This window comes from Chondrinema litorale (genome assembly GCF_026250525.1).
GTDB lineage: Bacteria > Bacteroidota > Bacteroidia > Cytophagales > Flammeovirgaceae > Chondrinema > Chondrinema litorale.
Genome location: NZ_CP111043.1, coordinates 145,685 through 158,420 on the forward strand (window position 1 = coordinate 145,685; position 12,736 = coordinate 158,420).

Sequence of the window (12,736 nt, forward strand, 5' to 3'; positions counted from 1 at the left end):
GAGGCTGTCTAAAAATTAGCAGCCTCTTTTGTAACTCTATTTATTGAACTGTAATATTAAAATCTACACTCACGTCTGTTTCTCCGCCAGCGTTATCTATATCACCATCAGAAACACCTGTAGCAGTTTTATCTGGCTGATGTCTTAAAATAACAGTTAAAATTGATGGACCACCAGTAGTTAAGATAGTTACATTATTATCTAAACCAATTGGGTTTCCATCTGTATCAGAATCGTTATAGTTAATTGTTATTAAGTCATCTATTGCAGATCCTGAGAAAAAGAATTGGTGGTCAACAGCTTCTTCCTCCACTTCTTCTGTTACAACTTCAGCAGGAGATTCGTTTTCGTTTAAAAGCTCTACTTTTAGTTCATAAGTTTTTCCACTTTCTAAAACGATATCATCAACTATAGCATCATCTCCACCATCGCCGTCTAAATCTTGCCATGAAAATACTGTCTCATTACTGTCTTCATCTATAAATGTTAAATTCACAGTAGTAATTTCTTCCTCCTCGTTTTCTTCCTCAGGTATAATATCATCATCGTCATCACAAGCAGTAAAAGCGAACAATGCGAAAAGTAAAGCCAATAGTTTCAGGTTTAGTTTTTTTGTCATCACTAAAAAATTAAAATGTTGAAAGAATTAATTAATAAGAATTGGTGTGTAGTACTATCAGAAATTTACATGTAAGCGAAGGATGAAATTTCTTCCCATGTTATCTGCATAGTACCTAAATCTGTTAAGGTAATCTCTGTAAGCAGTGTTAAATGCATTGTTTACCGAAAGGCTAAAATCGGTATCCAAATTCATAATCTTGTAGCTAAAACCTGCCTGTATATTTGTGAGAAAATAGGCATCTGGTGGTGTGGTATAATCTATACCGGGTACTCTGGTTTGCTCAGCTACATAAACTGTATTAAGCTCTATAAAAAGATCGCTTAGCTTGCCCAATAAATCTTTATTGTAAGTTAATCCATTTTCGATTCTATCGGCCGGCATATTAATCAGGTAATTATCATTTGAAATATCTCTGGCTCTTACCATGCTATATTTCGCTAGATAACCAAAACTCTGATTAATCTGATATTTAAATTGAGCATCTAATCCCATTAACCGGGCATCTGTTTGTTTATAAACAAATACAGGAAAGGCACCTCTTATAGTTAATCTGTACTCCGCCAGAGGTTCCAAATAGATAAAATCCTGTATTCTTTGGTAATAAATGCTGGTTGAGAATGCAAAGGGGTTCTTATTATAGTCAAATGTATTTACCCACTTAAAAGATTTTTCGCTATTCAAGTCTGGGTTACCTTCTTCAATGGCAGCTACACCGTGGTGTAAACCTTCGCTATACAACTCGCTGACACTAGGAGGTCTAAAAGCTGTAGCCAGATTAGACGTGAGTTGCATGTTATCGTTTATCAGGTATTCTACTGAACCAGTAACAGAAGCATTATTAAAATTGTAAGTTGGAGTTATCAGTTCGTCGTCATCATCCAGTTTATACACTTCCAGCCTTCTGTAATCGTAGCGAGCCCCTAGTTCAAATTCCCACTTATTTACACCATAACTTTCTATAGCAAATGCACCAATAGAAGTTGATAAATAATTAGGTATTAGTGGTCTCACTCCTGTACCTGGAATGTTTCTGTTTTTTTGGTCCATAAAGCTTATACCATATGTTCCTTTTAAACGGTCTGTATGAATTTGCTCAAGTACTAATTCACCAGATAGCGATTCTAATTTTAAATCTAATGCTGGTGTATCGTCTCGATCTCCCCTTCTAATATCGTACTCCTTTCTACTATTAACTTGTTGAGAAACCTGTAAACTTAATTTAGAATTATCATTGAAGTTGTAATAACCTTTAACTTTAGCCAGTTGGTGAGCTACATCCTGTTTTGGGTTGTTAATCTCATAACTAAAATCTTCTATATAAAAAGGCTCATCTCTTTCAATTGCCTCTTGCAAGTCGGTTAAATTACCAATATGAGCACTTTTCAGTATACCAGTTTCGGTTGTAAACAAACTGTAAAACATACTCCCTCCCCACTTTTCTCTGTTGATTCCCACTTCACCAGAGAAATTAATTTCATGTAAGCCAGTATTGGTTAGCATATAATTCGGTGCATGAAAATCACCCGCTTTTTTAGCTGATGATTGCAAACGCCAACCTAAACCTTTCATTTTTTGAGAACCATTTGCCAACATTACTGAGGCAATTCCTTGTCTACCATTACTTGTACCCACCAGATTTACGTCTCCTGTCAAGCCTTTAGTTGTTGGTAGTTCAGGTGGTTCTACTAATAATACCCCTGCTACAGCATCTGAGCCATATCTTACAGCAGCTGCTCCTTTAATCACTTTAAGTGTTTGAGCTGTAAAAGGATCAATTTCAGGAGCGTGTTCTGTTCCCCATTGTTGTCCTTCTTGCCTTACACCATTGTTCATTATCAGTACCCTATTGCTGTGCAAACCATGAATAACAGGCTTGGCAATAGCCGGCCCGGTTTGTAGCATGGTAACACCAGTAATATTAGATACTGACTCTGCCAAAGATCCGCCGCTTTTCTTTTGAAGCTCATCTATCGAAACAGATTCTACTGTTTGAAGTCCGGTGGTTACCTTTTCTTCTTCTACACTTACTTCGTTGAGTATATGAAACTCACCTTGTAAATGAACATCTATAGATTCGTAAGAAGGCACCTGAACTTTTCTTTCAATAGGTTCAAATCCGAGATAGCGAACCACGATTATATACTCACCGGGTGCGATATTTTTTAACTCGAAATTACCATCAATATCAGAAACAACTCCTTCTTTTAATTCAGGAATAAAAACTGTAGCTCCTGGTAAAAGATGGTCTCCTTCGTCGTAGATATGGCCTTTTATGTCGTAATTTTGTTGCTGAGACTGAGCCAGCAAATAGCCTGATAGTAACATCAGACATGTTAGTTGGATATACTTAATCATGAAATTAACGCATTAAATTCAGGCTTATACAGAATAAGCCAAGGGGTATCATTTCGAATTTAACAGCGTGGTTGCGGAGGCCCGCGGAGGTAAAAACTATAATTTTTTGATGATATAAATTGAAGTACAGATTTCTCAGTAAAAGTATAATAGCTCTTATAAACAGCAAACTTAAATGCCTGTGTTAAATCGAGCTTCTTACTCAGGAACATATCGCATAGATCACATGTTTTATGATCCTTATATTCAACTAATACAGCTCGATCTGAAAGCTTTTCTTTGGCTTTGTGAATGCTATGGGAAATTGTTGTGTTTCCCTTATGAGAGATTTTATCTAGATGAATGTGTAAGCGAAAAAATGCTTGCTGCCCGAATAGCATAAAGACTGCCATTCCTATAGAAAGGTTTTTTAGGGCGCTATGTAACATCTTTTCATTCATCTACATGCAAATGTATTGCATTTTCATGTAATAATTCAAAAGGTACTGAGATATTTTAAAAATTAAATTTCAGCTATATAATTAATTAATAGCCACATAAATCGATTAAAACAATGGCTATTTAGATTTGTTCTATAGAAAAGGAAAAAAATATTAAAATATAAATTTTTTTTTATTGATTTTTGCGGAAAGAAAAAAACGAAATTAAAATGTTAGAGATTAAGAACTTACACGCTTCTGTTGAAGATAAGAAGATACTAAATGGAATTAACCTGAAAGTGAACGCTGGTGAGGTACATGCGATAATGGGTCCCAATGGTTCAGGAAAAAGTACTTTAGCTTCTGTGCTTGCTGGAAAAGAAGATTTCGAAGTGACTGAAGGAGAAGTAAACTTTACTGATAAAGATTTACTTGATCTTAGTCCAGAAGACAGAGCTCGTGAAGGTATTTTTCTTGCATTTCAATATCCGGTAGAAATTCCAGGTGTAAGCAACACTAACTTTCTTAAAACGGCTATCAACGAAGTAAGAAAATATCGTGGTCAAGAACCACTTGATGCAGTTGCATTCTTAAAGAAAATGAAAGAAAAAATGCAATTGGTGAGCATAGATCAATCACTTATGTCGAGATCTTTAAACGAAGGTTTTTCTGGTGGTGAGAAAAAAAGAAATGAAATTTTCCATATGGCTATGCTAGAGCCAAAACTTTCGATTCTAGACGAAACTGATTCAGGTTTAGATATTGATGCATTAAGAATCGTGGCGAATGGAGTAAATGCCTTAAAAAGCCCTAATAATGCTACAATTGTAGTAACTCACTACCAAAGATTACTAGATTACATAGTGCCTGACTTTGTACATGTATTATACAAAGGCCGCATAGTAAAATCTGGAACTAAAGAGCTTGCACTCGAACTTGAAGAAAAAGGATACGACTGGATTAAGAAAGAGGTAGAAGAAGGCGTGTTGTAAGACAAATCTAGTTGTAGAAAATCTTAAATTCGATTACTCATGAATGATATAATTCAGTCAAATCTGAAAGAAAACATAAAAGATGCTTTTGAACATTTCGAAAGTCAATTAAACGGACAGAAAGAGTCAAAGTGGCATCAAACCCGTAAAGAAGCATTTGAAGCATTAGCACAACTTAAATTCCCTACTGTAAAGCATGAGGAGTGGAAGTATACCAATGTTGCAAAGATTCTTAAAAACAATTATGCTTTTAATGCACCTTCTAATATTAGCAAAGAAGATGTAGATCAATTCTCTCTAAATACTTTAGATGCACACAAACTAGTGTTTATTAATGGAGTATTTAGCGAAGCGTTTTCAAGCTTCGAATCTGAGAAAGGTATCCATATTCTTAATTTGCAAGATGCATACAGCCAACATAAAGAGTTAATAGAACAACACTTTGGCCAATATGCTGAGTTTCAAGAAGAGCCATTTACTGCATTAAGTACTGCTTTTGCATTTAATGGAGTATTTGTTTTGGCAGAAAAAAGCGCTGTAGCTTCTAAGCCGATATTTATTTTAAATATTACTGATACCAGAGAATACCCAGTAATTGCTCAACCAAGAAACCTGATTTTAGCTGAAGAAAACTCGCAAATTACCATTATTGAGGACTTTGTAAGTCTTGGTGAAAACCCTGCATTTCTGAACTATGTTTCGGAATTTAAGGTTGAGAAATATGCTCATGTAGATCATTACAAGCTTCAAAATAAAGGCGCCAACAACTATTATGTTGGAACTACTCAAGTTAAACAAACTGATAACAGTAATTACAATAATACGGTTATCACTTTAGGAGGTGGTTTAATTAGAAACAACCTCAATGTTTTATTAGACGGTGAGTATTGTGAAGTCTTTATGAATGGTTTATATATGCTGAAAGATGCTGATCATGTAGACAACCACACTATGGTTGATCATATGAAACCAAACTCTTATAGCAATGAGCTTTATAAAGGTGTAATGGATGGTAAATCTACTGGTGTATTTAACGGCAAGATTTACGTTCGTAAATACGCACAAAAAACGAATGCATTCCAAGAGAATAAAAACATTTTACTCTCAGAAAATGCAACAGTAGATAATAAACCGCAGTTAGAAATCTGGGCAGATGATGTAAAATGTTCACATGGAGCAACAACTGGTGCATTAGATGAAGAACCAATGTTTTATTTGCGTTCTAGAGGGATTGGAGAGGATAAAGCAAGAGCTTTACTAATGAATGCATTTGCTGCCGATGTTGTTATGAGAATTAAGTCTGATGCCTTCAGAGAACATATAGAAGCACTAATTACCAATAGACTGGAAAATGAATTTTGATATAAAGGTTAAACACGGTGTGTTAAACATATCAAAATCACCAAATACCTTTAACCACAATCTCTAAGCAACTGCCCCGATTTTTTCGGGGCTTTTTTTATGCATATTTTGCCGACATCGCATTTGCAATCGCATTTTCTGCCTGAATTAAATGTCGGTGCTCATGGGCGATTAAAAATCTAAATACATCTCCTAGTTTTAATCTGAGTATTGGTCCAACTAAAGAAGTAATTTTCACTTTATTTAAATCCACTCCCCTACTATTTTCAAGTAATTCAAGTAATTGTCTTTTCTGCTTTATAAAACTAGCCAAGACTTTTTGAGCATTTAAATCTGAAGAATCATACTTACTCGATGGATTTACAGAGCTAAATGTTTTTACTTTCATGTGAATACTGCCATCACTGTGAGGCTTCATCGCATTATACATATAATTACCCATAAAGCCCGACTTAAACTCTGGGTTAACAGCAGTACTTTTACTTTCCTGTTTATCCAATTCTTTTTCAATTTGAGGAAGATAATATCTGCCAACCATATTTAAATGCTCTATGCATTCTAAAGCACTCCACTTACCCTTTGCAGGTTTTATATTCAATATTTCGCTATCTACATCACTAAATTTTGTATCAAACTGAGAAATTATAGAATTTACTTCCTTTTCGAGCTCAGAAATTAAGGTTTTGCTATTGAATCTCGGCATAATTATATCTTTTTGTATAAAAGTAATTTAAGCAGAAATTTAAAAACTTGACCTGCATCAATTTTAAATATCAAGTAAAGCCTATGACGGCTGTCATATTGATTTTAAATCAATTATTTTTTTTTAGAACCAGATATAAACAATAAGTTTACTCCTTTATAGCAACCATCTATAACCGGTTTAGATAAATAACAGATAATAATGATTACTGACATAAAATTAGACACTATTGCCGAAGCAATTGAGGCCATAAAAAATGGAGAGATTGTAGTTGTGGTAGATGATGAAGACAGAGAGAACGAAGGGGATTTTGTGTGTGCTGCTGAAAAAGTAACACCAGAAATCATCAACTTTATGGCAAAAGAAGGTAGAGGCTTGATTTGTGCACCTTTAATGGAATCGCGTTGCAAAGAATTACAACTTACACCAATGGTAAGTAGTAACACTGCGGTATACGATACCCCATTTACTGTTTCTATTGATTTAATAGGTCATGGTTGCACCACTGGTATATCTGCCAGTGATAGATCTAAAACCATTCAGGCTTTAGTAAACCCTGCTACCAAAGCAGAAGAATTGGGCAGACCAGGGCATATTTTCCCATTAATTGCCAGAAATGGTGGCGTACTTAGGAGAACTGGGCATACAGAAGCGGCTATTGATCTTGCCAGACTTGCAGGCTTAACACCAGCAGGTGTATTGGTGGAGATTATGAATGAAGATGGCACCATGGCAAGATTACCAGACCTTAGAAAAGTAGCAGACAAGTTTAATCTTAAGCTGGTAACCATAAAAGACCTTATACACTATAGGTTACACCACGATTCACTAATCTCGAAAGTATCTTCTACTCCATTCCCAAGTAAATTTGGAGATTTTACTTTGCATGCTTATAAGCAAAATGGGTTTGAGAACTTGCATATTGCCATGGTAAAAGGCACTTGGGAAGAAGATGAAGCCATACCAGTAAGAGTTCATGCATCAGATATACTAGAAGATTTATTCGGGTTTACCATGAACCATAGAGGTGGTATCTTACAAACTTCTATGAAAATGATAGAGAAGCTTGGGAAAGGTGTGGTTCTTTACATTAACAATCCCGACGATAAATACGAAACCCTTAGTGAGCGTCTCGATAACATAAGAGAATTAATAAATTCAGATGATGATGAGTCGTCTATTAGTTCTATGAAAACTTGGGATTATGGCATTGGTGCTCAGATTCTCAGAAGTTTGGGAGTTAGTAATATGAGACTAATTACCAATAAACCAAAGAAAATGGTTGGGCTTATGGGTTATGGTCTTAAAATTATTGACAATATTCCTATAGAAGATATTTAATTATGGCTTTAGCAAATCAAACAAAAGCACCAGATTTTACATTACCTTCTACTAGTGGAGAAGATTTTTCGCTTTATAATGATATGTCTGGCAAACCATGCATCATTTATTTTTATCCGAAAGATTTTACTAGAGGTTGTACCAAAGAAGCTTGTAGTTTTAGAGATACACACGAAGAATTTAAGGGGCTAGATATTGAAATCTTTGGTATAAGTAAAGATTCTATTGAGACTCACTTAAAATTTAAAAAAGAGTATCAATTACCTTTTGATTTGCTTTCAGACAAGAGCGGAGATGTGTGTAAAAAATATAAGGCACTTATTCCAGTAATAGGGATTCCTAAAAGGATTACCTACTTACTGGATAAAGACCACAAGATTGTAGCTTCTTTTGATAACATGTTTGATTTTAACGGCCACATTAAAGAAATGATCAAGCAGGTAAAATCTTAATCTTTATTCGATTAGCGCCCCACTGGCTATTTTCTTTTTTAGCAAGTCTTCGTTGTCTGTACCGCCGTTTTCAAGAGCAATTTTCCATTGCTCCATTGCTTTGTCTTTGTTGCCAGTCTTGTATAAAACATCACCATAATGTTCTGCAATGGTACCGTCTTCGGAGATTGAAGCAGCTTTTTCAAGAAAAGTTAAGGCATCTTTATATTTTCCGTTGGCATATAGAATCCAACCGTATGTATCTAAATAAGTAGGATTGCTTGGCTCTTTGTTAATGAGTTTTTTGCCCATTTCCATCGCCTTATCCAGTTTTACTTTTCTTATAGATAAATAATAAGCATAATTATTTAACACTTGAATGTTCTCAGCATCGTAATCTAAGGCTTTCTCGTAGTATTCATCAGATTTATCATACTCTTCTAGATAATGATAAACATCTCCCAATTGAGCATCAAACTGTGCAACTAATTGTGGGTTATTGGCAAACATTTTACCTGACTCTAACATCTCACGAGCCATTTCATAATCTTTTTTCATTACATAGCCTAAACCAGAGAAAAAGTATAACCTTGGCTGATTTGGGAAAAACTCTTGTGCATCTTCTGCATGGTCTATTACTGCTTCGTAATCTTGCAATTCCCAATCAATATTTAATACTTTTTGCCATGCATCAAAAGAATCTCCATCTATTTCTAACGCTTCTAAAAAGATGCTTCTAGCTTCTTCTTTCTTTTGATCAAACAATAGAAAGTCGCCATAAAGATTTTTTGCTACTGCTGAGTTTGGATGTGTTTCAACCAATATAGCAGCAAGGTCTTTTATTTTATCTGTTGAATTATTCTTTACAGCTTCTTGCTGATACATTCTCAATATCTCAATTTTCTGATCGACATCTACCAAATTGCTAGAGAATGTCTCTTCGATCATTTTATCAGCTACATCATTTTTACCTTGTACCTTGTAAACTCTAGCCAACATCAATTTTGCTTCTTCATCTTCAGGATGCGTATCTACCACTTTTTCAAGCAGTACAGATGCTTCATCAATCTTATTATTAGCTAATAACAATTGAGCTTGAGAAGTAATAAACCTGCTTTCACCAGGATAGGCCTCAACCAACTTCTCCCCTTCTTTTAGTGCTTCTTCTGTTTTGCCAAGTTTTAAAAATACGCGCTGCTTCTGACGAATAATTAATTCACTAACACCAAATCTATCTTCAGACTTATTATAAGCACTTATTGCTTTATCATAGTCGGGTATGTATAAATAGGCTGAAGCGAGATTGTAATAGTTTTCTTCTGAAGGGCTCACCACTGTCAACTGTTCTAAAGTTTCAGCTAGCGCTTCATAATCTTTATTCTGTCTGTGTATTTCTGAGATGAGCACATAAAAATACTGATTCTTAGGATCGAGCTCTACCGCTTTTTTTGCAAATTTTAAAGCTTCTTCGTACGACTCAAGTTTAAAATTTGTGTCAGCAATTTTAAACAGTGTAGTTGGATTATTTTCTTTTAAGCGATCGCTTTCTTCAAAGAGAATCAAGGCTTTTTTGTAATCTTCTAATATGAAATGTTTCATGCCTTCAGAAAACAGATACTCCGCCTGATCGAAACTTATTTGTTCTGTATTTTCTACGAGGCCCTCAACCACTGAAATATTTTCATTCTCTTTTCCCTTCTTTTTCTTTTTTTGTGCCTGAACAGAAGTTATTAAAGCAAGTTGAGCAAAAAATAAAATAACTAAGAGGCTGACACTTTTTCCCATAACAAAAAAATTAGAAATATATCCGGTCCTGATATTATATAACAAATCTGCGTCTTAATAATTTAATAAACAAAGCAGTTTTTAGATAACGTAAACGACAGGCAATAATCTATTTACTCTTTAATATAGCTATATTCTCCGAGACTGATAGTTCTTTCTCTGCCTTCATAAGTCGAATGGCAATTCAATATAGAAGATACCAATCTTACATTTTTTACCAGAGATTTTTCAGCAACTAAAGAATTCTCGATTATAGCATTTTCTATAGTACTGTTTTCTTCTACAGAAACATTTGGACCAATTACACTATTTGAAATTACTACATTTTCGCCAATATAAACAGGGCTAATTATAACAGTATTTACAATATTAGCAGAATCAGCAATATTTTGGTGTGATTTAAAGTAGCCAATAATATTTTTATGTACCTGTAAAAAATCGGAATGTGATTCACATGAAATTAGATCGTCTACAACTCCGGGTAAAAACTTTTCACCTTTTTTCTGCAATTCAATTATTACGTCATTCAGATCATAGGTAATTCCTTCTTTAATCTGATTATCCATTAAATATTGTAATATTTCTGGTATTTCTTCTGCTTTATTAAAGTAACAAATACCCACCGGTGAAAGATCAGAAACAAATTCTGGTGGTTTTTCAAAAAACCCAGTAATTGTATTATTAAGTTCCACTTTTGCCACTGTATGCTCAGATGGATCAGTAATTTTTCTTACAAAACAAACATTGTCGTTTAGGTTATCGAGATTAATATCGCTCTTAAACCAAACATTTGAAGGAACTACTAAAATTTCACCTTTTAAAGAGTCTGATGCAGCATGTAAAGCACTTAAAGGAGTGGTATCTTGCAGACTAGTAAATATATTCGTTTTAAGCCCAAACTTAGTAGCGATTTGCTTAAGTGGAGCATGATATTTTGAAACCGCCGATGATGTTACAAATATGACTTCTTCAATTGGCCTCTCAGAAAGAGATAAAATCTCTGAAAGTAGATATTCCATCAAATATTTACCTCCACACTTCATGAGTGCAACAGGGGTCATATGTTTGTGTAAATAAGGACTTGCCAGTCTGTTACTTATAAGTAAGATAACTTTCATACAGAATTAAAATAATAGTATAATCCTTTTATATAGCTTAAAATTATTGAATTATTTATGTTAAAGAATCAGTAGATTAAGTTGAAGCTATATTTTTTTAAGAATAAAAGAGAATTTGCTTTTATGAATAAAAAATAGCAATGCTAAAAATGATAAAGCCAGTAGGTTTTTATATATCAATTCCATAAAAATTCCTGACTCATTTACCTGAATTATACCTAAAATTACTATTACAGTTAAAAATAGGCTTTTTAGTGAAGATGACAAATTGTAATTTATAGGATAAAATTTCATTCCCCACAAATAACTCATTACACAAATACTAAAATAGCAAAGTAAAGTAGCCCAAGCACTTCCCATATAGCCTATTATAGGAATAAGGAAAAAATTTGCCGTAACAGTAATTACAGCTCCAATCGCAGACATATAAGCTCCGTATTGCGTTCTGTCTGTCACTTTATACCAAACTGCTAGGTTATAATATACCCCTTGGAAAAGGTTAGCAAATAACAAAATTGGTACAATGCCCAAACCTACCCAATATTCTTTATTTGGCACTAATATCATACTAAGAATATGAAGATTAGCAACGACTAATACGATTACTACACAGCAAAAGATAATGAAGTAATCTAATATGCTTGCATAAGTTTTGGGAGCATTTTTATCTTCTGCTTGCGCAAAAAAGAATGGTTCTGCAGCATATTTAAATGCTTGGATAGACATCGTGATAAATACAGACAGCTTATAACAAGCTGAATATACCCCTACCGCCCATTGGTTAGGTTCACCATCATAAAAACCTTTGGGTAACCAATATTTTAATAAGATTCTGTCTGAAGTTTCATTAATTGCAAAAGCAAATCCAGCAAACATAATGGGTAAGCCATATTTGTAAAATGGCTTTAAATCTTTAAGCCTAAGCCGAAATTTAAATTGAAGAAAAGCATCATATTGCAAAGGAATCATCATCATATTAGCAATTAAGTTAGCTAAAAATGCATAACCTAAACCTAATTCTGGATTATAAAAAGTATTTACTAATGGTTGTAGTCCAACAAAGTACTTCCCTTCATAAACATCCCTACAGAAATAAAGAAAAAACGCGTTGAGTAATAGTATTAAAATTGCGTTTAAAATCTTAATTGAAGCAAATCTTATTGGCTTTTGTAACAACCTCAATCGAGCAAATGGAAGAGCAACAATGGCGTCAACTGCAAATAAAATGGCTAACCATTTTACAAAAATAACACCATCTGGATAACCTAATATTACAGCAATCTCTTTAGATAATAAATAAAGAATACTGGAGAATAGAATACTAGTAAGTAATACAGAAGAAAAAGCCGTATTAAAACAATAAGCTTTGTCAGCACTTTTTTTAGAAGCCAGCCTAAAAAAAGCAGTTTCCATACCATAGGTATAAAGCACATTAGCTGCTACCGCGTATGTATAGAATTCCGAAATAATTCCAAAGCTCTCAGGTGCAAATATTGTTACATGTAGTGGAGTAAGTGCATAACTGATTAATCTAACTAATATGGTTGTACCACCATAAATAGCAGTTTCAGATGCTAGTTTGCGGATCATTCACCAGCCCGGTTTAAT

11 protein-coding genes are annotated in these 12,736 nt (G+C 34.1%); 4 read left to right on the forward strand and 7 right to left on the reverse strand.

What is annotated here, in order from left to right:
* Positions 1-40 precede the first annotated feature (40 nt).
* The 3 genes from OQ292_RS00680 to OQ292_RS00690 are packed head-to-tail and all read right to left on the reverse strand — an operon-like array spanning position 41 to position 3,405.
* On the reverse strand, positions 41-619 hold the full coding sequence (locus tag OQ292_RS00680; protein ID WP_284684118.1) for a hypothetical protein: 579 nt from the start codon (positions 617-619) through the stop codon (positions 41-43).
* Positions 620-676: 57 nt separating this feature from the next.
* Entirely contained in the window at positions 677-2,977 is a 2,301-nt protein-coding gene (locus OQ292_RS00685; RefSeq protein WP_284684119.1) for a TonB-dependent receptor, read from the reverse strand.
* 59 nt (positions 2,978-3,036) lie between these two features.
* Positions 3,037-3,405, reverse strand: coding sequence for a hypothetical protein (locus tag OQ292_RS00690; protein WP_284684120.1), 369 nt, complete (start codon positions 3,403-3,405; stop codon positions 3,037-3,039).
* A gap of 221 nt (positions 3,406-3,626) precedes the next feature.
* Between OQ292_RS00690 and sufC the strand changes: the two genes are divergently transcribed.
* Together sufC and sufD are read left to right on the forward strand one after the other, a co-directional pair.
* Positions 3,627-4,388 (forward strand): Fe-S cluster assembly ATPase SufC, encoded by a 762-nt coding sequence (gene sufC, locus OQ292_RS00695; RefSeq protein ID WP_284684121.1) that lies wholly within the window; start codon positions 3,627-3,629, stop codon positions 4,386-4,388.
* A gap of 39 nt (positions 4,389-4,427) precedes the next feature.
* On the forward strand, positions 4,428-5,750 hold the full coding sequence (gene sufD, locus OQ292_RS00700) for a Fe-S cluster assembly protein SufD (protein ID WP_284684122.1): 1,323 nt from the start codon (positions 4,428-4,430) through the stop codon (positions 5,748-5,750).
* A 97-nt stretch (positions 5,751-5,847) separates the two neighbouring features.
* Here the strand turns inward: sufD and OQ292_RS00705 are convergent, their stop codons facing one another.
* Positions 5,848-6,453 carry a DinB family protein gene (locus OQ292_RS00705; RefSeq protein ID WP_284684123.1) on the reverse strand — a complete coding sequence of 202 codons (606 nt, stop codon included), beginning with the start codon at positions 6,451-6,453 and terminating at the stop codon, positions 5,848-5,850.
* A 201-nt stretch (positions 6,454-6,654) separates the two neighbouring features.
* Here OQ292_RS00705 and ribB point away from each other — a divergent pair, with 201 nt between their 5' ends.
* Positions 6,655-7,794 (forward strand): 3,4-dihydroxy-2-butanone-4-phosphate synthase, encoded by a 1,140-nt coding sequence (ribB, locus tag OQ292_RS00710; RefSeq protein ID WP_284684124.1) that lies wholly within the window; start codon positions 6,655-6,657, stop codon positions 7,792-7,794.
* Between the two features lie 2 nt (positions 7,795-7,796).
* Entirely contained in the window at positions 7,797-8,246 is a 450-nt protein-coding gene (locus OQ292_RS00715) for a peroxiredoxin (protein ID WP_284684125.1), read from the forward strand.
* Between the two features lie 3 nt (positions 8,247-8,249).
* On the opposite strand, the gene OQ292_RS00720 is transcribed toward OQ292_RS00715, so the two are convergent.
* The 3 genes from OQ292_RS00720 to OQ292_RS00730 all read right to left on the reverse strand — a co-directional run bounded on the left by OQ292_RS00720 (position 8,250) and on the right by OQ292_RS00730 (position 12,718).
* A complete protein-coding gene (locus OQ292_RS00720) occupies positions 8,250-10,010 on the reverse strand; it encodes a tetratricopeptide repeat protein (RefSeq protein ID WP_284684126.1) in 1,761 nt (586 codons plus the stop codon).
* 113 nt (positions 10,011-10,123) lie between these two features.
* The gene (locus OQ292_RS00725) at positions 10,124-11,128 is read right to left on the reverse strand and encodes a nucleotidyltransferase family protein (protein WP_284684127.1); all 1,005 of its coding nucleotides are present in this window, start codon (positions 11,126-11,128) and stop codon (positions 10,124-10,126) included.
* Positions 11,129-11,215: 87 nt separating this feature from the next.
* Positions 11,216-12,718 (reverse strand): lipopolysaccharide biosynthesis protein, encoded by a 1,503-nt coding sequence (locus OQ292_RS00730; RefSeq protein WP_284684128.1) that lies wholly within the window; start codon positions 12,716-12,718, stop codon positions 11,216-11,218.
* Positions 12,719-12,736: the final 18 nt, after the last annotated feature.